Origin of the sequence: Alloiococcus sp. CFN-8, assembly GCF_049943125.1 — a bacterium.
In the GTDB taxonomy this organism is placed as follows: Bacteria; Bacillota; Clostridia; order Clostridiales; family Clostridiaceae; genus JAEXZL01.
The window spans coordinates 3,840,118-3,866,338 of the sequence record NZ_CP188040.1; the positions used below are offsets into that span (position 1 = coordinate 3,840,118).

25 protein-coding genes are annotated in these 26,221 nt (G+C 33.9%); 7 read left to right on the top strand and 18 right to left on the bottom strand.

Translation table 11 applies throughout. From position 1 onward, the window contains the following. Nucleotides 1-28: 28 nt before the first annotated feature. From thiI to ACPWSR_RS18180, 3 genes are all read right to left on the bottom strand, one after another. Nucleotides 29-1,180, bottom strand: coding sequence for a tRNA uracil 4-sulfurtransferase ThiI (gene thiI, locus ACPWSR_RS18170; protein ID WP_426349636.1), 1,152 nt, complete (start codon nt 1,178-1,180; stop codon nt 29-31). After that, nucleotides 1,177-2,316, bottom strand: coding sequence for a cysteine desulfurase family protein (locus ACPWSR_RS18175; RefSeq protein WP_426349637.1), 1,140 nt, complete (start codon nt 2,314-2,316; stop codon nt 1,177-1,179). The genes thiI and ACPWSR_RS18175 overlap by 4 nt, the downstream gene beginning before the upstream one ends. A gap of 102 nt (nt 2,317-2,418) precedes the next feature. Beyond that, nucleotides 2,419-3,090 carry an HDIG domain-containing metalloprotein gene (locus tag ACPWSR_RS18180; protein WP_426349638.1) on the bottom strand — a complete coding sequence of 224 codons (672 nt, stop codon included), beginning with the start codon at nt 3,088-3,090 and terminating at the stop codon, nt 2,419-2,421. Nucleotides 3,091-3,330: 240 nt separating this feature from the next. On the opposite strand from ACPWSR_RS18180, the gene ACPWSR_RS18185 reads away from it, so the two are divergent. Together ACPWSR_RS18185 and ACPWSR_RS18190 are read left to right on the top strand one after the other, a co-directional pair. Continuing rightward, a complete protein-coding gene (locus ACPWSR_RS18185; protein WP_426349639.1) occupies nt 3,331-3,936 on the top strand; it encodes an ECF transporter S component in 606 nt (201 codons plus the stop codon). Nucleotides 3,937-4,106: 170 nt separating this feature from the next. Then, nucleotides 4,107-4,289 carry an alpha/beta-type small acid-soluble spore protein gene (locus tag ACPWSR_RS18190; RefSeq protein ID WP_426349640.1) on the top strand — a complete coding sequence of 61 codons (183 nt, stop codon included), beginning with the start codon at nt 4,107-4,109 and terminating at the stop codon, nt 4,287-4,289. A gap of 45 nt (nt 4,290-4,334) precedes the next feature. Here the strand turns inward: ACPWSR_RS18190 and ACPWSR_RS18195 are convergent, their stop codons facing one another. From ACPWSR_RS18195 to ACPWSR_RS18235, 9 genes are all read right to left on the bottom strand, one after another. After that, nucleotides 4,335-5,594, bottom strand: coding sequence for a helix-turn-helix domain-containing protein (locus ACPWSR_RS18195; RefSeq protein WP_426349641.1), 1,260 nt, complete (start codon nt 5,592-5,594; stop codon nt 4,335-4,337). A gap of 19 nt (nt 5,595-5,613) precedes the next feature. Further along, on the bottom strand, nt 5,614-6,915 hold the full coding sequence (locus tag ACPWSR_RS18200; RefSeq protein ID WP_426349642.1) for a helix-turn-helix domain-containing protein: 1,302 nt from the start codon (nt 6,913-6,915) through the stop codon (nt 5,614-5,616). Between the two features lie 183 nt (nt 6,916-7,098). Continuing rightward, nucleotides 7,099-7,272 carry a hypothetical protein gene (locus ACPWSR_RS18205; protein WP_426349643.1) on the bottom strand — a complete coding sequence of 58 codons (174 nt, stop codon included), beginning with the start codon at nt 7,270-7,272 and terminating at the stop codon, nt 7,099-7,101. 86 nt (nt 7,273-7,358) lie between these two features. Beyond that, nucleotides 7,359-8,012, bottom strand: a complete 654-nt coding sequence (locus ACPWSR_RS18210; protein WP_426349644.1) for a viroplasmin family protein — start codon at nt 8,010-8,012, stop codon at nt 7,359-7,361. A 12-nt stretch (nt 8,013-8,024) separates the two neighbouring features. Then, a complete protein-coding gene (locus ACPWSR_RS18215; RefSeq protein WP_426349645.1) occupies nt 8,025-9,071 on the bottom strand; it encodes a YkvA family protein in 1,047 nt (348 codons plus the stop codon). Nucleotides 9,072-9,126: 55 nt separating this feature from the next. Next, nucleotides 9,127-10,101, bottom strand: a complete 975-nt coding sequence (locus ACPWSR_RS18220; protein ID WP_426349646.1) for a rhomboid family intramembrane serine protease — start codon at nt 10,099-10,101, stop codon at nt 9,127-9,129. A 113-nt stretch (nt 10,102-10,214) separates the two neighbouring features. Continuing rightward, on the bottom strand, nt 10,215-11,642 hold the full coding sequence (locus ACPWSR_RS18225) for a 6-phospho-beta-glucosidase (protein WP_426349647.1): 1,428 nt from the start codon (nt 11,640-11,642) through the stop codon (nt 10,215-10,217). 170 nt (nt 11,643-11,812) lie between these two features. Continuing rightward, complete coding sequence (pepF, locus tag ACPWSR_RS18230; protein WP_426349648.1) at nt 11,813-13,609, bottom strand: oligoendopeptidase F; 1,797 nt, start codon at nt 13,607-13,609, stop codon at nt 11,813-11,815. A 94-nt stretch (nt 13,610-13,703) separates the two neighbouring features. After that, a complete protein-coding gene (locus tag ACPWSR_RS18235) occupies nt 13,704-14,102 on the bottom strand; it encodes a DUF6762 family protein (protein WP_426349649.1) in 399 nt (132 codons plus the stop codon). A gap of 150 nt (nt 14,103-14,252) precedes the next feature. Between ACPWSR_RS18235 and ACPWSR_RS18240 the strand changes: the two genes are divergently transcribed. Both ACPWSR_RS18240 and ACPWSR_RS18245 read left to right on the top strand, forming a co-directional pair. Beyond that, nucleotides 14,253-14,915, top strand: coding sequence for a metal ABC transporter ATP-binding protein (locus tag ACPWSR_RS18240; protein WP_426349650.1), 663 nt, complete (start codon nt 14,253-14,255; stop codon nt 14,913-14,915). Nucleotides 14,916-14,948: 33 nt separating this feature from the next. Next, on the top strand, nt 14,949-15,728 hold the full coding sequence (locus tag ACPWSR_RS18245; RefSeq protein ID WP_426349651.1) for a metal ABC transporter permease: 780 nt from the start codon (nt 14,949-14,951) through the stop codon (nt 15,726-15,728). Nucleotides 15,729-15,736: 8 nt separating this feature from the next. On the opposite strand, the gene ACPWSR_RS18250 is transcribed toward ACPWSR_RS18245, so the two are convergent. Next, nucleotides 15,737-16,153 carry a Fur family transcriptional regulator gene (locus ACPWSR_RS18250; RefSeq protein WP_426349652.1) on the bottom strand — a complete coding sequence of 139 codons (417 nt, stop codon included), beginning with the start codon at nt 16,151-16,153 and terminating at the stop codon, nt 15,737-15,739. Between the two features lie 119 nt (nt 16,154-16,272). Beyond that, complete coding sequence (locus ACPWSR_RS18255) at nt 16,273-16,830, bottom strand: manganese efflux pump MntP family protein (protein ID WP_426349653.1); 558 nt, start codon at nt 16,828-16,830, stop codon at nt 16,273-16,275. A 244-nt stretch (nt 16,831-17,074) separates the two neighbouring features. Between ACPWSR_RS18255 and ACPWSR_RS18260 the strand changes: the two genes are divergently transcribed. Further along, the gene (locus ACPWSR_RS18260) at nt 17,075-18,295 is read left to right on the top strand and encodes a 6-phosphofructokinase (protein WP_426349654.1); all 1,221 of its coding nucleotides are present in this window, start codon (nt 17,075-17,077) and stop codon (nt 18,293-18,295) included. A gap of 68 nt (nt 18,296-18,363) precedes the next feature. Here ACPWSR_RS18260 and ACPWSR_RS18265 read toward each other — a convergent pair whose 3' ends face one another. Next, nucleotides 18,364-19,674: an aminotransferase class V-fold PLP-dependent enzyme gene (locus tag ACPWSR_RS18265; protein WP_426349655.1), complete on the bottom strand. Its 1,311-nt coding sequence runs from the start codon at nt 19,672-19,674 to the stop codon at nt 18,364-18,366. Nucleotides 19,675-19,861: 187 nt separating this feature from the next. Here ACPWSR_RS18265 and ACPWSR_RS18270 point away from each other — a divergent pair, with 187 nt between their 5' ends. Together ACPWSR_RS18270 and ACPWSR_RS18275 are read left to right on the top strand one after the other, a co-directional pair. Further along, nucleotides 19,862-20,557 (top strand): DUF4397 domain-containing protein, encoded by a 696-nt coding sequence (locus ACPWSR_RS18270; protein WP_426349656.1) that lies wholly within the window; start codon nt 19,862-19,864, stop codon nt 20,555-20,557. Nucleotides 20,558-20,730: 173 nt separating this feature from the next. After that, nucleotides 20,731-22,647, top strand: coding sequence for an ATP-binding cassette domain-containing protein (locus tag ACPWSR_RS18275; protein WP_426349657.1), 1,917 nt, complete (start codon nt 20,731-20,733; stop codon nt 22,645-22,647). Nucleotides 22,648-22,775: 128 nt separating this feature from the next. On the opposite strand, the gene ACPWSR_RS18280 is transcribed toward ACPWSR_RS18275, so the two are convergent. The 3 genes from ACPWSR_RS18280 to tsaD all read right to left on the bottom strand — a co-directional run bounded on the left by ACPWSR_RS18280 (nt 22,776) and on the right by tsaD (nt 26,115). Continuing rightward, nucleotides 22,776-23,963, bottom strand: a complete 1,188-nt coding sequence (locus ACPWSR_RS18280) for a S1C family serine protease (RefSeq protein ID WP_426349658.1) — start codon at nt 23,961-23,963, stop codon at nt 22,776-22,778. 97 nt (nt 23,964-24,060) lie between these two features. Next, on the bottom strand, nt 24,061-25,074 hold the full coding sequence (locus ACPWSR_RS18285) for an alpha/beta fold hydrolase (protein ID WP_426349659.1): 1,014 nt from the start codon (nt 25,072-25,074) through the stop codon (nt 24,061-24,063). An 18-nt stretch (nt 25,075-25,092) separates the two neighbouring features. Then, nucleotides 25,093-26,115 carry a tRNA (adenosine(37)-N6)-threonylcarbamoyltransferase complex transferase subunit TsaD gene (gene tsaD, locus ACPWSR_RS18290; RefSeq protein ID WP_426349660.1) on the bottom strand — a complete coding sequence of 341 codons (1,023 nt, stop codon included), beginning with the start codon at nt 26,113-26,115 and terminating at the stop codon, nt 25,093-25,095. Nucleotides 26,116-26,221: the final 106 nt, after the last annotated feature.

The following is a 26,221-nucleotide window of genomic DNA, read 5'->3' on the forward strand; positions in this document are numbered from 1 at the left end:
AAAAAAATAAAATAGCCCTTGGGCTATTTTATAATGATAATTCTTCCGTTTCAGCTATTGCTCTTTCTATTAATTCATCTACCTCTAGCTTCCCTTGTGAAGCTAAAATTTCCTTTAGCCTTGGCTTTGTTTTAGGATGCTTTGGTGTAAATATGGTGCAGCAATCCTCATAAGGTAAAATCGAGGTTTCATAGGTCCCTATATTTGAAGCTATATCCATTATATCCTCTTTGTCCATGGCTATTAGCGGCCTGAACACAGGTCTGTCAGCAGCATCGGAGCTTACAATTAAGCCTTCCATAGTTTGACTGGCTACCTGACCTATGCTTTCACCGGTGGTAACAGAATGAACACCAGTTTTTTCTGCTAGTCTGCAAGCAACCTGCATCATAAAGCGCCTCATAATAATGGTTAACTCATCTTCCCTGCATTTATCCATTATTGCCAGCTGTATCTCTGTGAAGGGAACTATATAAAGCTTCAACCTGCCTGTATAGCCAGCAAGAATCTTCGCTAGATCAATAACCTTCTCCTTAGCCTGCTCACTGGTATAAGGGTGACTGTGATAATATACGCAGCTAAGCTCTACCCCTCTTCTAGCCATTAAATATCCCGCTACAGGAGAATCAATTCCTCCAGAAAGCATAAGCATAGTACCACCATTAGTTCCATAAGGAAGACCACCGGCACCTTTAATCTTATTGTATTCTGTATAAACATAAGCTTTTTCTCTAATTTCTACGATTATTTTGCATTGAGGTTTTTTCACATCTACTTTAGCATCATTATTATGAGAAATAATAAATCCACCTACCTCCATGCTCACTTCTATAGATTTGAGAGGAAAGTTCTTATTGGCTCTATTAGTTTCTATCTTAAATGTTTCTGGCTTAACATTATTATAAACTTCTAAGGCAGCAGCTTTAATGCTTTCTAAGTCTGCTAAAACCTCCTGAACAATACATATCTCCTTAATTCCAAAAACACCTTTAACCTTATCAGCTAGAGCCTCAATATCTTCACCATGAATGAACCATCTATTTTGATCAATAAAGAATTCATATTCCATTCCTCTTAATACATTTTTTATATTCTCTTTTAGCTTTTTTTCAAATTTATTTCTGTTAAGACCCTTTAAAAATATCTCCGATGCATATTTTATCAATATAAGTTTTCTCATCTTTTTATTCTCCTTAAAAAATTCAATCCGATTTTTAACTCCTCAATAACTCTATCGATTTCTTCCTTCGTATTATCTGGACAGAAGCTAAATCTGATAGAGCTGAGTATTTCCTCATGATTTAAACCAATGGCTTTTAAGACCCTGCTATCTTTACTGTTCTTTGAAGAACATGCAGCACCAGCAGAAACATAGATATCCTTATCCTCTAAATATCTAAGGAGGATTTCACCTCTGACACCTTTAAACTGTACATTTAATATAAAAGGACTGAAACTATCCTCCAGTGGACTATTGATATAAACCATTTGAAGCTCCTTAAGCTTTTCTATGAAATACTTTTTAAGCTCCCAGACCTTTGAGTAATTATCAGCCATGTTTTTGAAGGTTATTTCTGCGGCCAAAGCAAATCCAACAGCTCCAGGAACATTAACAGTTCCTGCTCTTAAACCTTGTTCCTGACTTCCTCCATAAATTAAAGGTTCTGGCTTATTATTTTTCTTTATATAACATAACCCTACTCCTTTCGGTCCATGGATTTTATGAGCTCCCGCCGAAAGGAAATCTATATTCATTGCTTTAACGTCAATGGGTAGCTTACAAAAACCTTGAACAGCATCCACATGAAATTTTGCTCTGCTACTCTTCTCTTTAATAAGCCTACCTATCTCTTTTATATCCTGAATTGTACCAATCTCATTATTAACATACATTATACTCACAAGGAGTGTGTCTTTATTAATAGCATTACCTAAAGCCTCTATATCAACTCTTCCGCTAGGGTCAACCTTAAGATATGTAACCTTCACACCTCTTGACTCTAGAGCCCCATAAGTTTCCCTAACGCTAGCATGCTCTATTTCTGTGGTAATTACATGGCCTCCAGACCTACCATAGGAACTTATAATAAAATTATTACTTTCACTCCCTCCAGAAGTAAAAATAATTTCATCTTCACTACAATTGATGATTGCTCCCAGGGATTTTCTTGCCTCTCTAAGGGCTTTATCAGCTGCTAAGCCAAGCTTATGCACCGATGATGGATTTCCGTAATTATTCTCCATTATATCAGCGACTTTTTCAATAACTTCTTTATATGGTTTTGTAGTAGCCCCATTATCAAAATAAATAGTCATGCCTTCACCTCTTCTAAAAATAGCTATCATCCATAGGACTTTACAATATTACGACTATTTTCTATTATCTAATGTAACATAGGGAATTAAATTTAACAATAATTAATTATAATCCATACCTTCATTATTAAATTTCTTATATTTTACCCCTTTTTGCTTCCCTACTATAGTTAAAAATTCATTTATCTGCTCTACTACCTGAAGTCTTTCCTGCCTATTTAAACCTCCTCTACCCAACCTATCACATAAGGATAAAAGTGCAAGCTCCTGTATATCTACTTCACTGAACATCCCATCTACGTCAGCAAAAGGTAATTTTTTCGTTATAAACAAGGTTTGCATGTGCCACCTGGTCAATTTTTCTACTCTATTGGAAAGCTCCATAAGCTCAGGCCCACCACTTATAGCATAAAAAAAATTTTTCACCTTTTCTTCTCCAACCTTATCATGATCATAGGAAGTCCATCTTCCTTTACGCCTTTTTGTAGTTTCTTTCTTACCCAGGTCATGGAGAAGGGCAGACCACATTAAAGCCTCTTCATCAGTACTAAGACCTCTTCTCCTTGCAGCCTCGTCAACCACCATCATAGTGTGAATTAATACATCTCCTTCAGGATGATACTTAGGCTCTTGAGGCACAGAGGCCATATCCACTATCATTGTAAAAGGATAAAGATCATTAATAGACTCTAGTATTACATATAACTCTTTTGATGGTTTTTCACTGCTTAGCAGAACCTCATTTATATCCTTATATATATCTAAATAATTCATAGTAATTACCTCCTATAATTTTCAACATTCTAATTAAATCCTACTTATTCTAATAAAAATTATAAAAATTTAAATTATTTTTAGTCATATTAAGAATTATTATTTAATTATTCTCAATTTCCTTGCATTATAATATTATCATGCTAAAATAATTTTGTCGGTATTCACAGAAACCGAACATTGACGATTATATGAAATGACCGAATTATATCCATATGGAATAAGAACGGAGGGTTAATTATGGAAAATGGTCTCAAGGATTCTATGTCATTGAGCTTAAGACAGCTAACTATAGCAGGAATGCTCATAGGTATCACTATTTTTATGGGATTAACAAGATTAGGATTTATCCCCTTACCAACAGGTGTTAATCTCACTATCATGCATATACCCGTTATCATTGGTGCTATCTTAGAGGGTCCACTAGTTGGATCTATTATAGGATTTGCCTTTGGTCTTTTTAGTATGTATCAGGCTTTTACCGCCCCTGGCATATTTAGCTTTTGGTTCTGGAATCCGGTAGTGGCAATACTTCCAAGAGTACTCATAGCCTTAGCTGCCTATTACATCTATAAAGTTTTAAAGGTAAGATTTAAGAAAGCTGCTATTGGAGCTGCTGCTATTGCAGGAACACTTATAAACACTATTGGAGTCCTATCTCTTGCTTATTTATTTTATGGACAAAGGATATCAGAGCTCCTTAATTCTCTTGATATAAACTCCTCAGCTGGATATTATCTAGCAGTAACTATAGGAATGATTAATGGTATCCCCGAAGCACTAGTATCTGCATTGATTTCAGCACCAGTTATCCTAACTATATTAAAAATAAAAAAAAGAATGTAATTATAAACCGGATAAGATTAATTCTTCTCCGGTTTTATTATATTGAAATTATTTATTTATTACACTATTAACTACCTATATTTCTATAAATTATATAGTTTATTATTTCTAAATTAGCAGAAGCTATAATCACAGCAACAGATTACACTATTCTTAAAGGAGGAAACACTATGGCAAACAGAATGTTAGTTCCTGAAGCAAAAAATGGTTTAAACAAATTTAAAGAAGAAGTTGCAAGAGAAATGGGAGTACAATTTAGCGATTACAATGGTAATCTTACCTCCAGAGAATGCGGTAGCGTTGGTGGAGAGATGGTAAAAAAAATGGTAGAGCAATACGAAAGCAAGCTATAAAACAGTAGGTCGGAGATAATCTCCGACCTTTATTTTTATGAGTTATTAAAGCTTCTTTTCTTCACCTAAGGCTAAGGAAAAATATTTAATTGAATCGTTATGTTCGCCCATTTCATAATACATATTTCCCATTGCTAAATATCTCTCATAACGTTCATGATTCCCCGCAAACTTTAGAAGAGCATCTAAGGATAAATTCATATACATCTCAGCTTGAGAAAAATTTCCTTGCGCTTTGCTGATAAGAGACTTATAAAAATATGCTTTTTCTATGAGCTTTATATCATCTGCTTTTATTGCTTTTTCCAGAAGAACCTCACAGAGCTCTTCTCCATAACTATAATCCTTGAGCTCTAAAAGCTTTTTTAAAGGATCTAATATATATTCAGCAGCTCTTTCATCTGAACCTTCTACAATTGCCTTAAGCCCATTTTTTATGTATGCCTTTCCTTCTTCTATAGCAGACTCATCTAAAAGAATTCTTCCTACAGATAAGTAAAAGGAAGCTTTCCCTGCCAAATCCTCTTCAAAGGTCTTTAGAGCCTTACTCTCAAGAGATTTGAATAAATTTCTATCCTTTTTAAGCATAAGTATTGCACTTAAGCTGTAGGCCATGCCTCTAAGCTTTTTAGAAGAAAGATTTTCAATAAAGTTTTCATCCTTATTTATGATTTTTAAAGCTCCATCATGATCCTGCAATTTATAATATACATCCGCCAAATTATAAAGAATTTCAGAAACAAACTCCTTTGAAGCTGATTGAGAGCTTTGCAATGTTTCCAATATCTTTTGATAGTATACTAGAGACTCGGAGAATTCCTTGGTGGCATAAAAGTATTTAGCCGTATCATAGTTATATATAAGTTGATTTTCTTCACTCCAGGATTTTTGAAGAAAATTATGATACTGCGATATATTTAGCTGTATCGCATCATAATTTTCCTGATATAAATAAACACTAAATAATAAATGCATAAGATCAAAGGCCCTGTCAAACAAACCATACTCTACTGCATAATCTAAAGAATATAATATTTCTTTTTCTCTACGGTTACTGTCATTTTCTTTTTTTATTCTAGCGATATTTGTATCTATCTGTTCTTTAACATCCTGTTTTAGATATTCAAAATCTAAGGAAAGCTTTTTTGAAACTTCCTCTAATATCCATTCTTCAGCTTTAACTTTACCATTTTCAATACAGCTCATTTTTGATATTGATATTTTGTCATTACATAATTCTTTCAGGGTTATTCCTTTATAAATCCTGGCTCTTTTAATTTTTTCCCCAGTGGACAATATTTCCATAATCCTCACCTATTTCGATCTATTTTCTTATTAAGCCCGTTTTTTTGTATAAGTTAACACCTTCATCCAGGAACTTTGCAGCCTCAGTATCACTCTTTCTTTCCATATAGAACTTACCGAGCATTATAGCTATATCAGCTGCATCTTTATTACACTCTCTGCTCTTAGCATAATTATAACCCATGTGCAGTACTGTTTCCGCCTCTGTAGCATCTTCCTTTAAGAGACATATTCTGTACTTCAGTAAATAATATTCTATCATATCAGAAGCATTATCATCCTCTATATGATCCAAAATACTATCCAATACCTCATTGCATTTATTTACATCCTTAAGTTTTATGTAGTTTTCACAAATGTTTCTCAAGGTTTCTATAAGCCTATCATCCTTGCTTTGAATTCTAAGCTCCTTAGCTCTTTCGTAGTGATTAAAGGACTCCTCCAAATTATCAAACTCGTAGAATAGTCTTCCTAAAGAATTTTCTATTTTTGACATTTTATCTATATCATCAAGCTCATGGTATATTTCTAAAGCCTTAGTAGAATACTCTATTGCTTCATTTAAATGGCCTTTAGTATTCTTTTCCTCAGCAATTAATAAAAGTGAGCGAGCATATTCCTTTTTATTTCCTATCTGCATAAATTTCTGCTTCGCCAGATATGAATAGTTAATTGACTTATCTAGATTATTTAGCTTGAAGAAAGTATTTGCTATGTAAAAATATATCTTCCCCAGTAAAAAGTCATTGCCAATATTATTATCTATAAAAACCTTTTCTGCCTGCTGAAGATAGCTATTAGATGAATGGTAAGCCTTTAGCCTGTAGGTAATGTTTGCTAGATAAAGAAAGGTTTCTATAATCTCTTCATTTTTATTATTTTTTATGAAGATTACATTAGCGGATAAAAAGAATTGCTGTGCTAAAGTATAATCCTGCTTTTCCATATAAACCTTTGCTCTTAAAAATAAGTTTTTGGCTTTTCTATATTCCAATTTATACTTTTCTGCATAATAAAGTGCCGATTCTATCTTTTCTTCAGCAGAAAGGATATTACCGCTTGCTATGTAACCTTCTGCAATTTGCTCGAAGAATGTACAGATTTTTTCAGCCTGGCTTTCTTCTGATTCCATTAAGTACTCCACAGTAGTTTGTAGAGCATCGGCTAGATATTCTAGAAGATCCATAGAAGGATTTGATTTACCAGATTCCACCAGACTTATTTGTCCAGGGGTTATTCTCTCTCCCGCCAAATCTTTAAGCGTCATATCTAATTCTTTTCTTTTACGTTTAATTTTTTCCCCTAAAGATAAAATTTCCATAGTTCACTCTTCCTTTACACCTCTATATAGGTACCTCTTATAATAAATGCACTTTTTTACTATATTATAACATATTTTTTATATTAATATCAATTTTAAATTAACTTATATTAAAAAATTTAAATGAATTATATGACTTATCAGCAAATAAAAAAATCAGGCTAATAGCCTGATTTTTTTATTTTATTTCATCCAATGAATCATACCATCATAGGTGGAACCCATGGTATCCATCATTCTTTTGCTGGTACGCCTTATCATTCTCTGAGTTCTTTTATCCATTGAGGATACAATAACTGTACCAATGGCTACACCCATTAAAGCGCCAGCAGTCATCCCTGAAAAAAAGTTTCCCATATAATCCACTCCTTAAAATAGCATAGATACATATATACTATTATGGTGTACACAAAGGGAAATATTAATCTATGTAATTTTTCCCTTTACAGCTCCTCTAAGGCTGCTTTTGCGAGAGAATCTGCCATATCATTATACTTATCTCCAGAATGACCCTTTACTTTGACAAATTTAACTTTTATTTTTTTCATTATTTTTTGCATGTACTCATGATAATTTTTAGTTACCTGATTATTTCTTTTCCAGGTGCCCAAGGCCCAGCTTTCGATTCCCTGATAATCAAAGTAAATAGATACCTCTTCATGGTCATTATTCAAGGCAAAATCTACTGCTCTCATGGCTCCCATTACCTCGCCTGATACATTCCTAAGAGCAGCCGCTTCTACACTTTCTCCCACTCCCTTGTCTTTATAAATAATCTCATCGTTTATTACTGCAACCATACCATAAGAATATTTTTCTTTTAGCACATTATAGCTTCCATCTACATATATACATAAGCCCTTGTCACTTATAGCTTCTTCATTTTTTTCTAATGAAGCATTTTTATCAGTTTCATTGCCTTCTAAGGTAGGACTTCCATTATGAAGCTTAAGATATTCCTCTGCTTCATTTTTACTCTGGAAGCTTTTATATACAGCTCCTTTAAAGCCTATCACTTCTTTTTTACATTCATCCCAGGAGGTATATATTTTATTACCTCCACTTTTACCTTTAAATACTGCATAATATTTTGCCATTGATTTATTCTCCTATATAACTATTAAATCATCAATAAAACTATATACCTTGTCTATTTTACCTCCGGAAGTGAATTTTTTTAAGTATATTATTACATTCTCCATTATTTCCAATATACTTCTTTCTCCCTCCCAATTAGATAATATAACCTCCTTTGGTACATCCTCAATTATTCTCGTAAGAGCAAAAACAGCTACTCCCAGGTCATCAAGCCTCCCTATAAAAGGAATCTTATCACTTATAAAATCCAAAGGCATAGTTATATACGAAATACAGATTCCCAGTACTATTTTTGTTTTAACTGGTACATTCTTATCCTTAAAAAGTCTAATTACTAAAGCCAGTATATCAGGAACTAATAAGGCATAGTCACTAAATCCCGCAAACTTATCAGGAATTTTATCCTCCAGGGTATTTCTGATATCTGTGTAATAATCCTCTGTTTTTTCTATTATATCTTCTCGATCTTCTTCACTTTCTACTTGTGATTCTATTACTAGAGCCGTATCACCGAGCTTTTCCTCTACATATGTGGTTTTGCCCTCTCCACTGACCTCTTGATATTGTAGCTCTACTTCATTACTTGTCTCTTCATTACTATTTAAGAAACCAGCTACTGATATATTAACATCCTCTACTGAGGCAATTAATTCACCTGTTAATATGTCTATCTTAGTAATATCAAAGGAAACATAAGGTACCTTCTTTAAGAGCTTATCTATTTCTAAAACAATTTCCTTGTCACTATAATTTATCCCATCAAAAGCAAGCTTCTTTAGTGCTATCTTTAATGCTTTATTTCTAATAAAAGAAAAGATTCCAATTTTATTGACCTTAATTTTATTTATTTTTAGCTTTACTATTTTTCCCTTAGCCTCAGTGAGCTCTGCATTTATCAGAAACTTAAGCTTAAAAATTGTTTGAAAGCTTCCTCCTATTTCAATACTGTTGTTTAAGGATACCTGGCTAATAAATAGGTTGTCTATTTTTAGAAAATCATTAATTATAGACATTATATCCTGTTCCTTAAGTTTTGCATCAATATTACTAATATGCATTCTCTGACCTCCAAATATTATAATAAATTTTATAAAAGATTTTTATGTTTGATTTTTATTCAATATATTTTCTAGGATAGATAATAAATGCTATTATCAAGCCTCCTATTAATCCTCCTATGTGCCCAAAATTATCTATGTTTGGTTGTGTTAAGCCAATAAATATATTGATACCCACTACAGATAGGATATTGGTTAAAAAATCTCTTCCAATTTTATTTTTTTCTTTAAAACCAAATATTAGTGCAGCCCCCATAAGACCGAAGATTGCTCCTGAAGCCCCTATGGAAAGGGAGTCAGACATGAAAAAGCTCAAAAGACTTGAAGTAATTGCTGAGAACATATATATAACAATGTATCTCAAGGTTCCAAAGGTTTTATCTATAATACCTCCTAAGGCATTCAATGCATACATATTAAAAAGAAGGTGAATCAATCCTCCATGTAAAAAGGCCGCAGTTATCAATCTATAATACTCCCCAGAGGCTATAGCATAATTTTCCTTAGCACCTAATTCATATAGAGTATAAACATCGATATTCATTATATTTCCTGACTTATAGGCACTGTAAAGAAACAAAGCCACATTAATTATTATTAACCCTATAGTAACCTTTGAGGAAAGATTAATTATAGAAGCATCCAATTTATCGGAGCTTTCAATAAGAGTCTTCAAAAACTCTGTATTTTCATCAGCCCAGAGGATTTCATCAGTATAGCTAACTATTATTTTTCTATAATTATGTTCATTATCCACAGAATCATACCTATCATAGGATATTTCCTCATCTCTTGTATAAATCACTAAATCTATAGCATAAGGCTGTCCTTTTTCAGCTAAATAAGTCTTCAAACTATTTAAAGTTATATAATCAACTTGTTCCTCTGCTGCAATTACAGCAATATTCCCTTTATCCGTGTATTTAACTGCAACCCAGTGGGCTGCATAGTTGTCCTTATACTCCTCAACTACAAAACCATAATTATCAATAAGCTGCTTGAACAGTTTTTTTTCTTTTTTATCTACCATAAGCTCTCCTTTAAAATGCTAAGAATTAGCTGCTATATTTAATATTATAAATGACCACTAATTTAAAAACAAATTAATAAAATAGAAATAAAAAAATCCCTATAAAGGGATTTTTATTCTAAATCTTCTCCATTGCTTGCAATAACCTTCTTGTACCAATAGAAGGATTTTTTCTTACTACGTCTTAAGGTTCCATTACCCTCATTATCTCTATCTACATAAATGAAGCCATAACGCTTCTTCATTTCTCCAGTGCTGGCCGATACCAGATCTATACAGCCCCAGGAGGTATAACCCATAAGATCCACACCATCTATATCTACAGCATCCTTCATGGCCTTTATATGCTCCCTCATATAATCTATGCGATAATCGTCCTCCACATAACCATTTTCATCAGGGATATCAACTGCCCCTAAACCATTTTCAACTATAAACAGAGGCTTTTGATAGCGGTCATACATGGTATTTAAGGTTATTCTAAGACCTAATGGATCAATCTGCCAGCCCCACTCACTAGCCTTTAGATATGGATTTTTTATGCTCCCGAATAAATTACCTTCTGCTGAAGAATTAACCTTCTCATCAGAGCTTGTTACTCTTGAAGAATAGTAGGAGAAGGAAATGAAGTCTACAGTGTTTTCCTTAAGAAGCTTTAAATCTCCTTCCTCCATTTTTGGAGTTATTCCCTTTCTTTCCATCATCTTTAATGCATAAGGTGGATATTCTCCTCGAGACTGAACATCGATAAAGAAATAATTTTCTCTATCCTTTTCAATACTCTTAAATACATCCTCTGGTTTGCAGCTATAGGGGTAGGTGTTTCCAGCTGCTAACATACAGCCAACCTTATTTTCCGGGTCAATCTCATGAGCTATTTTTGTAGCTAAGGCACTGGCAACCAACTCATGATGAGCTGCCTGATACTTTACTGCTTCTTTATTTTCACCTTCTTCAAATAATACTCCAGCACCCATAAATGGCATATGAAGAAGTACATTTATCTCATTAAAGGTAAGCCAGTATCTAACTAGCCCTTTGTATCTTGTGAAAAGAGTCCTGCATAATCTCTCATAAAAAGTAATTAACTTTCTATTTTTCCAGGAGCCATATTCCTTTGTAAGATGTATAGGACAATCGAAATGAGTGATTGTAACTAGAGGCTCAATTCCATATTTATGACATTCCTTAAATAAATCCTCGTAGAACTTAAGCCCTTCCTCATTAGGTATTTCCTCATCCCCCTTAGGGAATATTCTAGACCAGCCAATGGAAAGCCTATAGGTCTTAAAGCCCATCTCTCCAAAGAGCTTTATATCTTCCTTGTATCTGTGATACATATCAATAGCTTCCTTAGCAGGATAAAAATGCTCATCATCAAAATCCAGCATCTTCATTTCTCCAGCCATCACAGGAAAGCGATCCTTACCATAGGGAATTACATCTACATTAGCAAGGCCTCTTCCACCTTCATTATAGCCACCCTCACATTGATTGGCTGCAGTAGCTCCACCCCATAAAAAATCCTTTCTAAAAGCCATATATAATCCTCCTTATTACCATGATAATTACAAGAAAATTTTAACATATTTATAATAGCTTTTGATTTTTTTTATAATGATTCTCAATTAATTTACAATTTAAATATCTTCTTAATATAATTTAACAAAAAGGCCTCCAGATAAAACTCTATCTGGAAGCCATATATCTTTTATAGCTCTTCTAATAAATCCAATAGCTCTTTAAATCTATTCATAGTAGCTAAAATAGGAGCGGGGGTTGTCATATCTACACCGCTATTTTTTAGTATATCTATTGGATAAGCACTTCCTCCACTCTTGAGGAACTTTTTATATTCCTCCAGCTCCTTCTCTCCGCCATTTAATATAGAGGTAGCGAAGGCAGAGGCAGCTGAGTAGCCTGTGGCATATTGATAAACATAATAGTCTCTATAAAAATGAGGTATTCTAGCCCATTCCATATCAACTTCCTTATCAACTACCATATCCTCACCAAAGTACTTAACATTAATATCATGCCATAGCTCTGAGAATTCCTGAGCAGTGAGGGACTTTCCTTCTTCAATAGCCTCATGGGTTATTTTCTCGAACTCCGCAAACATAAGCTGTCTGAACACTGTAGTTCTGATTTGCTCAAGCTCCTGGTTTATAAGAGAAAGCTTCTTATTCTTATCCTTCTCATTTTCAATGAGATGATGTATTAAAATAATCTCATTAGTGGTGGATGCTACCTCAGCACAAAATAAAGTATAGCCATAATAAACATAGGGCTGATTCTTTTTAGAATAATAGGAATGAAGTGAATGACCCATTTCGTGAGCCAGAGTGGACACATCATTCAGTGTATTATTATAATTTAAAAGTACATAAGGCATATTATCATAGGTACCGAAGGAATATGCTCCTCCTCTTTTACCCTTATTTTCATAAACATCTATCCAGCCACTGTCTATTCCCTCCTGGAAGATTTGTAAATATTCTTCACCTAAAGGCTTTAAGGCAGTCTTAATAAGCTCAACTCCATCTTTAAATTCAATATTCTCCTTTGGAACATCGATTAAAGGAGCATATAGGTCGTACATATGCATTTTGTCAACATTTAACAATTTCTTTTTTACCCTCATATATCTATGAAGAAGATGAAGGTTATCATTTATTGTTTTTAAGGCATTTTCATAAACCTCAACAGGTATGTTATTAGGCTTTAAAGAAGCTTCTAGTGCATTTTTATATTTTCTTACCTTAGCCTTAAAGACGAAATTTTTCATAGAAGCACTGAGGGAGGTTCCAAGGGTATTTCTGTATTTCCCATAGGTTTCAAACAAGGCGAGAAAAGCATCCTTTCTTACCCTTCTATCCTTACTTTTAATAAAGCTTTGATAATTACCTTCTGTAAGAATTACCTTCTCACCTTTTTCATCCACTATTTCCGGGAAGGTTATATCAGCATTGGTAAGCATATTGAAAATATTATGAGGTGCTCTTAAATTATCTGATACAGAAGCTAAAAGCTCCTCTTCCTTTTGAGAAAGAATATGCTCCTTAGACCTTAAAATATCCTCTAAAAAGAAGGTATACATTTTGAGTTCCGGCTGCATCTTAATGGCCTTTTCCACATAACCTTCCTCTAAAGACAGTAATTCGGGAACAAAAAATGCATTAATACTAGCTAGCTCAGATAAATAACTGTCAATTCTATTTTGAAGCCCTTGATATACTGTATTAGAGGTATCCTCGTCGGATTTTAGACGACCATAAACCATTATACTCTCTGCGAGTCTTTCTATCTTTTCCGATTCCTTAAGATAAGCTAAAAGGCTTTCTGGCTTATGTAATAATCCAGCATACTTCTTAAGCTCCTCCCCTTCCTTCTTCAGCTTACTAAAAGCTTCTTCCCACTTATCATTGCTGCTAAAAATCTTATCTGTTCTCCATTTAAACTCCTCACCGATTTCATTTCGGGTTGGGAGCTTCTTTACCATATCCATAATATCACTCCTTAAATAATTGAATTTCTATAATAATGTACCCTTCAGAGAACTATAAATATATAGCTAAAAACTAAGAACTATATTGTCTCAGTTATTTGTAATCTTCTTCCTTGCCCTCTATATCCTTTAAAACCTCATTAATCTTCTCTTCAATAAGACTACCAGCATCATTAAGTCTTTCCTCAAGACCTTCTCTATCTTCTATGTAAGGAAAGCTTATGAGCCAGGCTGGATTATAATCCTCATCCATATCCTCTATATAGAAGCCTTTATCTTGAAAAGTTTCTTTTTTAAATAAATCGAAGATAGCACTAAATTCCCAATCCTCCACTTCTTTTGATATTCCAAAATGAATAATTACATCTTTTCCATCGTAATATAATCTAGTGATATAGCTACCACCTTCTTCTATTTCATAGCTACCCATTTCTTTAATAAATTTTTTATCCTCAGGGTCTATCTCCATTAAAACAAAGGATGCAAATTCCATAATACTCCTCCTAGCTTAAAAATTTATATATACTATATTATCATACTTTTCAGAGACTTTACTACGTAATAATTTCTTCTTGCAAATGGTTTGCATTTCACTGTATAATAAATAATATTATGTTACTATTATTACCAGGAGCTGATTTTTTTGATAACTATTGATAAGCTTTATTTTTCTTATACAGGAAAATCTCCATATATTATTGAAGATTTAAACCTAACTATACCTAAGGGATCCTATACTTCTATCTTAGGGGAAAACGGAAGCAGCAAAACAACCCTTATAAAATTAATCTTAGGAGTATTAAAACCCCTTAAAGGGAATATTAGCATAAAAACAAAAAAGATTGGTTATCTCCCTCAAAAGTTAGAGGATTTCAACTCTCAGTTCCCACTATCTGTTAAGGAGCTCTTATCCATTCATATGAAAGCAAAGGATTTAAAGGATAAAAGCTATATTGATAAAAGCTTAGAATTAGTTAATATGCAGAGCTATAAAAACAGCCTTATTGGAAATCTCTCTGGTGGTCAACAGCAAAAGATATTTATCAGTAGAGCTCTCATGGGTGACCCTGAGCTTATAATCATGGATGAACCCTCTACAGGGGTAGATGTCCACAGTCAAAAAGAAATATATAGTGTTATAAAGGAACTAAATCTTAGTAAGGGCATTACAGTAATATCAGTGGAGCATAATCTTTCTGCTGCCCTTAAATATTCAACGGATATCCTGGACCTCAGTGGCTCCCATGGGCTTGTGACAGTAAAGGACTATCTTAAAAAATTTAATGAAGAAAACAAATACCAATAGGAAGGATTTTTTAATATGTTTGAACTGGAATTTATGCGAAATGCGCTTCTTGCTGGATTTCTTGTTGCGATACTAGCTCCTACTGTTGGCTTATTTATAGTACTTAAAAGATATTCTATGATTGGAGACACCTTGTCTCATTCCACCTTCGCTGGTGTAGCTATTGGCTTAATGCTGGGTATACATCCTATATTAACTGCCTTTATCTACACCATTATGTGTGCAGTAGTCATTGAGTTCTTAAGAAATTATTATAAAAAATATGCAGAGATGGTTATGTCCATAATTTTAACTCTTAGCTTAGGTATCGCCATAATATTGGTGAGCAGTGGAAAGGCCCCCACCAATGTAAACTCATACCTCTTTGGCTCTATACTCACAGTAGCTAAAAGCGATATTTTAATAATTGGTGCAGTTACAGTAATCTGCCTGCTGCTAATTTTTGTTTTATACGATAAGCTAATTTATATCACCTTTGATGAGGATGGGGCAAGAGTAGCAGGAATAAAGGTTAAAAGAATAAACTATCTTTTTACCATCATGGTGGGAGCCTCCATAGCATCTTCCATAAGAGTTATGGGTATATTAGTAATCTCCTCGATAATGATAGTACCCGTAGCCACAGCACTTCAATTTAAAAAGGGCTTTAAAGCAAGCCTCATAATAGCCATAGCTGTAGGCCTTATAGATATACTTATGGGATTAGTACTCTCCTATATTTGGAATACAGCCCCTGGAGGTACAATAGCAGTCCTTTCTGTAACGGTACTTTTAATATCTATAATAATAAACAGTATAAATAAGAAGTCATAGATAGCTATCTATGACTTCTTATTTTTACATTCCTCACATATTCCTTTCAATACCAGCTGGTGCTCAGTAAGAGTAAAGCCTGTTTTGGTCCTTACCAGCTCCTCCACCTGATACATTGGACATGGTAAATCTATTTCTTTGCTGCATAATGAACATTTTAACCTATGCATGTGACAGTGCTTCTTAATATTGTAGGTGTATCTCCCTTCCCCTATATCCAACTTGTTTATCAATTCCTTAGCTTCGAAAAGGTCAAGAGCTCTATATACCGTAGAAAGATTAATATCTTCACCAACATTAAGGCACCTATTATATATCTCCTCAGCGCTTACGCTATTTTCACTGTCAGAAATAATCTCTAGTATCCTGGTTCGTGCCTTTGTTATCTTAATATGATTTTGTCTAAGTAACTCTTTATTGTTCACTTACATTACCCCTTAAACAAAAATAGTAAATAATAATTAGTATTATACCATATAATTCTATATATTTCGAAGGCAATATTTTTCATCCTCAGGGTAATTACTTATAAATTTAAAATTTACTAAAAGAAAATCATTTTAAACCCAAAAATTATCAGTATTATTCCTCCTAAATAGTCCGCATACCTCTTCACAAAATCAACCCTTTTTAAATATCGTGCTATAAAATTTGCACCAACACAAAATATGAAAGTAATAATCCCCACCATTAAGGTTATATCCATCAAATACAGATTGCTACCAATTGAACTTAAAGCTGTAAATCCCACCACCATGGCATCTATGCTTACGGATATTCCTAGAATAAAATACATCTTTGGCTGCAATAAAATAATATTTGATTCATTTTTTTTGTTAAAACCTTCTTTTATCATTGCTATCCCAACTATCACAAGAACAATTCCTCCAATGATGCTGGGTATAGAGGTTACATATTTACTGAAAAGTATACCTCCAAAGCCCCCTAAGAGAGCAAAGAAAAATTGAAAAAAAGCAAAGGAAAAACAAAATATTAATTTATTATGAAGCTTAACTCCCTTAGTTAATCCTATGCTTAAGGAAACTGCAAAAGCATCCATAGCCAATGCACTTCCAATTATAATACCATGCACAAACCACATAATATCCAAACCCTTCCTGTCTATAATACATGCCTAACATATCTACTATTATCTAATGATGATATATTATATTTATAGTTTATTCCTTCAAGAAATATATATGAATAATTATTGCCTATGATAATATTCTTCATTACCTAGCTACGAAAAACCTCATATAATATTGCTAAAGGTCTTTTAAAGAACGCTTAATTATTATATATTATTAGATAGTGATATAAAGCATATAAATGGAGGGGTTAAAATGGCAAATTGTATAATAGCTCAATCAGGAGGTCCTACCTCAGTAATTAATGCCAGCGTGGTAGGTCTAGTAAAAGCTAATAAAGAACATAAGCTTTATGATAAGGTCTTTGGAGGAATTAATGGTATAGAGGGGATACTTTCCGAACATTTAATCGATCTAACAAATGTATCAGAGGAAGAGCTGGAAACTTTCAAATTCACTCCATCTTCTGGCTTAGGATCCTGTCGATACAAGTTAAAGTCCTATGAAACTGATGAAGAAGAATATAAAAAGCTTATAGCAATCTGCAATAAAAATGATATTAAGAGCTTTTTCTATATAGGTGGAAATGATTCTATGGATACTATAGCAAAGCTATCTGAATATGGAAAAAGCAATAATATTGACATTAACTTTATTGGAATTCCTAAAACAATTGATAATGACCTTCCTATAACAGACCATACGCCAGGCTATGGAAGTGCGGCAAAGTTTATAGCTACATCGGTTCTAGAAACCTATTTAGATTCCTGTGTTTATACTAACAATGGTATTTTTATTCTTGAAACTATGGGACGAGATACTGGTTGGTTAGCAGCTGCTGCAACGGCGGCTAGGATGAACGATAAGCCTGTTGCTGACTTTATTTATCTTCCTGAGCATCCCTTTGAAGTAAAGAGCTTCTTAAAAGATGTATCAGAAAGATTTAAGGAAAATAATCAGGTTTATATAGTAGTATCAGAAGGAATTAAAAACAAAGAAGGAGGCTTTATATCTGAACTAACTCCAGCACAGAGCCATGATAACTTCGGACATTCCCAGCTAGGTGGTGTTGCTGGCGTTTTAAAGAGCTTCATTATTGAAGCTGGTATAACAAAAAGAGTAAAAACCCTGGAGCTTGGAGTGCTTCAAAGATGCGCCATGCACTGCTCATCAAAAGTAGATATCCAGGAAGCCTATGAAGCAGGCTATTTTGCACTATTAAATAGTTCTCCTGAAAATAACGGAAACATGGTAGCTATAAAAAGAGAAGCTAACGCCCCTTATACCTCCAGCAGCTTTTTAACAGAAGCCAAGAATATAGCAAATCATGTTAAATACATGCCAGAGAGCTGGATAAACTTAGAGGGCAATAATGTGACTGAGGACGCTTATAATTATGTTATGCCTCTTATAAGCAATTCCCCAGAGTTAGTTCTAGAAAATAACTTACCAAAGTTTAAAGTCTACAATAAATAATATATAAATTTAGATAGGCATCTATACTATCAGTCATAGATGCCTATCCTTTTATTAAAAAAACCTTTTTAGAATATCCTTACGGATTTTTGTCTTCGATTTATCAGCTCTAAAGCGTTAAGAAAATAGTCAATTTCTTCTCTATCATTGTACAAACCTAAACTTACCCGAACCATCCCAGGTCTTTTAGCACCAGGGGTATTTTTATATTCTTCAATATCCTTTTTACTCATTTTTAATAATCTTTGTACGTAAGGATGAGCACAAAAACAACCACTTCTCGTTTGAATTCCGTATTCCTCTGCCAGGAGATCCGATACAATATCATGATGAAAATCATTTAAATTAAATGAAATTATCCCAACCCTATCTTTAAAATATTCGTTATCACCATAAATAGTTATATCCTGTATCTTTCTTATCTCTCTTATGAAGTATTCTGTTAATATTCTTTCTCTTTCTTCTATATTTTTCATACCAATGCGGCTTAACTCCTTCATGGCTGAGAGGAGGGCCACAATACCAAAGAAGTTAGGTGTCCCTGCTTCTTCTTTATGAGGTGGTTCATCCCATATTATTTCATCATCGGTAACAAACTTTACGGTACCTCCCCCTTTATATTCAGGTTCTCCGTTAATAAAGCACTCCTTAGGAACTACAATAATGCCAAGTCCAAAGGGAGCATACATTTTATGGGCAGAAAAAACTAAATAATCGATATAATCATTTCTTCCATTCCCTTTAAGCTTTACCTTTTTGTGTGGTATTAGCTGAGCACCATCAACCATAACTCTACAGCCATAGCTGTGACAGAGCTCAGCAATGAAATTTACATCATTTTGAATTCCTGTAACATTAGAAATTCCAGTAAAGGTAAATAGCTTTATATTATTTTTATACTTTTCTAGTTTAGAGCTTAAATCCTCTAAAGATAGCCTACCGCTATCATCTACCTCTACATAATCTACTTTACATTTCCCTCTCCAGGGAAGATCATTAGAATGATGCTCCATCCTAGTGCTCAGGATTACTCCTTCTCTACAATCAATTAGCCTATATGCCAATTTATTAATCCCTTCCGTGGTGTTTTTAACATAGATAATATTATAAGCCTCAGGACTTCCATCTAAAAAATCTAATATTGTTTTCCTGGCCTCTTCATAAAATTCATCACAAAGCTTTGATTTATATCCTTTTCCTCTATGGATTGATGAATACCAACCTGAAAACTCCGCAATGTTATCTATTACACTTTTAAAGGGAGGTGTGGTAGCTGCATTGTCAAAATTGATTCCAACAACATATTTACCAGATTTAACAGGCACGTATTCTTCCAAGCCCATAAACAAGCTTCTATAATCCTTCATATTCATATACATAATAATCCCTCCAATATATAATATCCCTGTTATATAAAAAATGAGAATAATAAATTCCGGTTATTTAGCATATATATATATTGACCTTTATATGATTCATTAGGTAAAGAGTTATAACTAAAAGACTAATAAGATAATATACAAAAAATCCAGGATAACAATGAAATAATTAATAAAGGAGGCTATCATGTTCTATAACAATAACTTTTCACCTGTACCTCCACCTTATATGGGAGGATATGCCCAAGAAAATCCTTTATTTAGGGGAATGATTCCTAATCTTACATCCTATATAAGGTTGTTTCACGCCTCTCCTAATGCTCCAGGGGTAGATATATATCTAGATAATAATTTAGTGGCTAAGGACCTGAAATATCAACAGTTTACTAACTATATTCCTATAGCTGCAGGAGAATATGATATAAAAATATATCCCACAGGAACAACAGCTACTCCCGTTTTGACCTTCGACAACTTTGGAATTACCCCTAACAGCATCCAAACAGCAGCAGTAATAGGAGATGTAAACAATTTAGAGCTCTTCTCTGTACCTGAGCCGCATTTAACTGTAAATCCTTCCATGGTTTTCTTAAGATTTGTGGGACTTTCACCAGATTCCCAATCGCTGGATGTTGCACTTCCTAATGGACAACTTTTATTCAAAGGCTTAGATTATAAGGATATAATGGGTTATATATTAATACCTCCAGGGAATTATACTATTCTATTAAAGGCTGCCGGAACGGATAAGGTAACCTTAACAGCACCAAACTTTATAGTGAAGCCTAACAGGCTTTATACAACCTACGTGACAGGATTTGAGTCAGGGAATCCAGAAAAGCAAATTGTACAGGCTTTAGATGGATTATCTTACATAAGATAACCATCAATAAGACTCTCACTAATCTGCAGCTAATAAAGCTGTATTGGTGGAGTCTTATTTTTTCTGTATTTATGTTAGAGGAAAACTTCTATAATTTTTTATCAAGCTATAGTATAATAAAATTGCAATTTATATGGTTTTAACCTTCTTCTTTTGGAAAGGTCGGTGAAGAGATGATAGTATTAAGCTGTAAGAATGTAACTAAAAGCTATGGAATAGATGAAATATTAAAAGATGTAACCTTTAACATTAATGAAGGTGATAAAGTTGGATTAATCGGTGCTAATGGAGAAGGAAAAAGTACTCTATTTAGAATACTTATTAAGGAGTTATCCAATGATAGTGGAGAAATCTTTATTGATAAAAATCACACCTTAGGCTATTTATCCCAAAGGCTTGAGCTAGATAGTGATAACACTTTAAAGGAAGAAATGCTTGAGGTTTTTAAGGATTTAATATCCCTAGAAGAAAAGCTTACTTCCCTGGAGGAGCAGATGGCTCTTCCATATGAAGAAGAAAATAAAGATTTTCATGAAAAGCTCATAAAGGATTATACCCTAAAACAGGAGTTATATGATCATAGAGGCGGCTATACCTTTAGAGGGGAAATATCTAGAATATTAAAAGGCTTAGGCTTTGAGGAAAAGGAATATGACGCTCCTATAAAAACCCTAAGTGGGGGACAAAAGACAAGAGCTGCACTGTGTAAGCTCCTACTGAGAAAGCCAGATATATTGCTATTAGATGAGCCAACGAATCATCTAGACTTAAATGCAATTGAATGGCTGGAGGAATATCTAAAGGTTTATAAGGGTACTGTTTTAGTAATATCTCATGATAGATTCTTTTTAGATAGCATAACTAGCAAGACCTTTGAGCTTATCAATGGCCATGTAAATACCTATAATGCTAATTACACAAAATACATAGAGCTTCGACGACTGAATCTAGAAGCACAGCAAAAAGCCTATAACCTCCAACAGCAGGAAATTAAAAGGCAGGAGGAAATCATCGAAAGATTTAGGTCCTTCAATAGAGAAAAGAGTATCCGTGCTGCAGAAAGCAGAGAAAAAGCATTAAACCGCATGGAAAAGCTATCTGCTCCCGATAAGGATCCTAAAGGTACAAGAATTCAGTTCAGTGCAGCAATTCCCAGTGGTAATGACGTGTTATTGGCTGAAGGCTTAGAGAAATCCTATGGTACTAAGCTGTTATTTAAGGATGTTGCCATGGATATAAAAAAGGGGAACAAAATTGCTCTAATTGGTGAAAATGGTAGAGGGAAAACTACCCTATTAAAGATTATCATGGGCAGTGTAGATGCTGATAACGGCTCTATCACCCTGGGGCGTAACGTTAATTTAGGTTATTATGACCAGGAACAATCGGACTTAGATGAGAATAAAGAAATAATTAATGAGATTTGGGACGCCTTTCCCAAGCTTACCACTACGGAGATTAGAAATGCTCTAGCAGCCTTTCTTTTTACTGGTGATTCAGTATTTAAGAAGATTAATTTATTAAGTGGTGGAGAGAAATGCAGGATAAATCTCTTAAAGCTAATGCTTTCTAAATCTAATTTTCTCCTTCTAGATGAACCTACTAATCATTTAGATATAATGTCTAGAGAGGCATTAGAAGATGCAATATTAAGCTATAATGGAACCCTCCTAATAATCTCCCACGATAGATACTTTTTAAATAAGGTTATTAACTGTATCTATGAGCTTCAGGAGGACGGGATAAAAGAATATCTCGGTAATTATAGCTACTATATAGAAAAGAAAAGGAATCCTAATAGATATGAAGGCTTAGAGGATAGGGAATCAACAAAAACCAAAACTCAGCTTCAAGAAGAGAAACGGAGAAAGAGAGAACTGGAGAAGGAAGCAAAGGCTCAAGCTGAGAAAATTAAGCAGATAGAGCTTGACATCTCCAATACAGAAGAAGAAATTGAAGCTCTCAATGAGCTGTTATGTAAAGAAGAGGTTTATTCCAATCCCCAACGAGCTCAGGAAACAAAGCAAAAAATCATTTCCTTAGAAAAAAACCTTGAGGATCTCTATCTTCTTTGGGAACAACTATCATAAGTTAATCATAAATAAATCATAGATAAAAATATTTATACTATATACCACAGTAAAAGGCATAGTCCCAATCCATATCAGGATTGAGCTCTATGCCTTTTTCATTAATAACACTTTAGTCATCTTAGCTTTTATTTTTCTTTTAAAATAACTTCTAAAGTCTGTTCTTTATTATCTCTAATAATTGTTAGAATAACTTTATCTCCAGAATTATACTTATCCTTAAGCTTATTTATATCATCAACGGTTTTGATTCTGTTTCCATCAAAACTAATTATCCTGTCACCAGGAAGAATCCCTGCTTCTTCCGCTGGAGAATTTTTAATAACCTCAACCACTAAAACATATTCTCCTTCAGGAAGATTGCTTCGTACAGCAATTTCATCATTTATGTCCTGAGCAGATATCCCTAATAACAACTGAGGCTTGGCCAGTGCTTCCAGTCTATCCTTTGCATTGTTAATTGGTATAGAAAAACCTATTCCCTCTACTCCTTCCATCCTTATCTTAGCTGTATTTATTCCTATAACCTGTCCTCTTGAATTAACTAATGGGCCACCGCTATTTCCTGGATTGATTGCAGCATCGGTCTGAAGATACTCTATACTTCTTCCTTCTATGGATATTTCTCTCCCTAAAGCACTGATTACCCCTGTAGTTACCGTTCCTAAAAATTCAATTCCTAAAGGATTCCCTATGGCTATCACCTCTTCACCTACCTGAAGGTGAGATGAATCACCTAATTCTACAACTCCTGGAACCTTTACTGTATTCACCAGCTTTAAAAGGGCCAGATCCTGATCCTCGTCATAATTTACAATTTTTGCTTCAGCGTCCTCTCCACTAAAAAATATCACATTTACCTCAGTAACATTTTGTATAACATGATAATTAGTTAAAATATAGCCTTCTTCATTAATTATAAATCCTGTTCCTATTCCCTCCTGATAATCCGTAGAATACCCATAATCTATGGAGCTCTTAGTTGTCACCCCTACCACTGCTGGAGCAACCTTTGCCACTGTCTCTGTTACCGATAAACCTTCATCATTACCTCGGAAGGTTGGATAGGATAGATACATCCCCTGAGATATATTTACATCTTTTTTAAGACTTCCTGCATAATTTAAGACTATATAACTTCCTGTCATCCCTCCAAATAAAGAAAATAATAAGGCTATAACGATATAGGGGAATATCCTTCTTTTCTTTTTTTCCACTGGCTTTTCCTGATAAAAACTATTTCTATACAAATTATAATTAATATAGTCCTCCTGCTCTTTATATTCCTTGGATTCATTAATATCGTATTTATCCATAATGGGTATCCTCCTCTATATATAAATCACCCTTTAAATACATAATATAGTAATATTGTAGACTTTATGTGTCAAAATAAAAAACTAGCTATTAAAGCTAGTTTTCTAATTCAATAATATTAATTATTTTTTGTATAGCATCATGAATAGATTTAGGATTTTCTAAAGGGATTACATCTCCCTTTACATCTATCTCATGAATCTCTATTTTTTGAGAATTTGTTAAAGTCTTCAACTCCAGCTGACCAAAATGATGCTTGTCTTTATTCACAATTATAGCCAAGGGAGTATCACCCAGCATCCCTTCGCTCTGTGATGAGCTGTCTCTATTTATCAGTACTTCCATTTCATTAATTACTGCAGTATTATAATCCTTAGAGAATCTATGAGCAATAATATCCTCTGCATATATATCTTCAAGATTTTCAATGAGACCCTCAGGATAGCTAATGAGACCAAGCTTGTCCATAATCCTGTTAAGCCCGATATAGGAGCCTACCTTCTGTAAATTTCTAGATATACTGCCATCCTTTATAGCTTTCACATATTCACTGCTATCAAGATATTTCTCATTTATAGGATTTACCAGCACCATACCTGCTACCTCCTCAGGGTATAGCTTGGCAAAGGTAGTCATTACAAGGCTCCCATAACCATCACCTACTAATATGTAGGGAGCTTGTAAATTAAGCTTACGAAACATCAGGTGAAGCTTTCTAGCTTGAGCTTCAGGATTTTCATATTCCCCCTTGTCACTCTCACCAAAGCCTGCTCTATCATATATAAAGGTATTTACCTTAATATGTGATGGCATCGTATCAATTACCTTTTGCCACTCATACATGGTATAACCAGTATCGGAGTCCATAACAACGGTATGTTCACCGCCACCTTTATAGCTATAATGAATTTTCTTCCCATTTATAGTAGTATATTTAGATGAGGTTTTTAAAGCTTCAATGTCATTAGAATAGCTGACATTCTCATATACAACCCCAGCAAAAAGAAACACTATTATAAAAGCTATAATGGTTTTTATTATCATCCTTGGCTTCCATATTCTTTTTCGATTAACCTTATAGATAGAATTTGAATGATTAATTAATTTCACCGACACTCACCTTTTAAATTATTTTTGTCCTAGTTTTAAATTAGGCCTAGCATTAAGGCTTAAAGGAGCAAATTCTCCTTTAATGTATTGAAAGTAAGCCGCACTCCCTATCATTGCAGCATTATCAGTACATAAAACTGGATCAGGAATTAATATAGCTATGTTGTTTTTGCTGCCTTCTAGCAGAAGCTTACTTCTGAGGGCGCTATTTGATGCAACTCCTCCAGCTATGGCAATTTTATCAGCTCCAAGCTTCTTGCAGGTTGTAAATACATTATCACTTAAAACATCAACCACTGCCTTCTGAAAAGACGCCGCTACATCCGCTTCAACTATTTTTTCATCAGTCATTCTGCACTTGTTTAAATAATTTAAAACAGCAGATTTAACACCACTGAAAGAAAAATCCATGGTTTCTTCATGAAAATGTGCTCTAGGAAATTTAACAGCGGCTTCATTTCCTAGCTTTGATAGCTTATCTATGGCAGGGCCACCGGGATAACCAAGACCTAGGGCTCTAGCAACCTTATCATAGGCTTCTCCTGCTGCATCATCTCTAGTTTCACCAATAACCTCATATACTCCATAATCTTTTACATGAACTATAAATGTATGCCCCCCAGATACAACTAGTGAAATAAAAGGAGGCTTAAGATCCTTATATTGTATATAATTTGCACTTATATGCCCTTCTATATGGTTTACACCGATTAAAGGTTTATTGATGGAAAAGGCTAAGCCCTTTGCATATTGAAGTCCAACAAGGAGTGCACCTACTAGACCTGGTCCATAGGTTACACCTATGGCATCTATATCCTTAAGATCCGTGCCTGAGGTGCTTAATGCCTCAAGAACTACTTCATTTATAACCTCTATATGCTTTCTGGAGGCTACCTCAGGAACAACACCTCCAAATTTTTTATGTATATCAATCTGAGATGAAATAACATTAGAGAGAACCTCTCTTCCATTTACCACAACCGCCGCGGATGTTTCATCACAGCTAGATTCTATAGCTAAAATTTTTATATCCTTAGTCATTTTATCCCCTCACTATTTCTTTTACCATATAGTATTATACTTTATTGATATATCATATTCAATGTGAATTAATAGTTTTTGTTAAATGGAAAGTTGTTTTTAATAA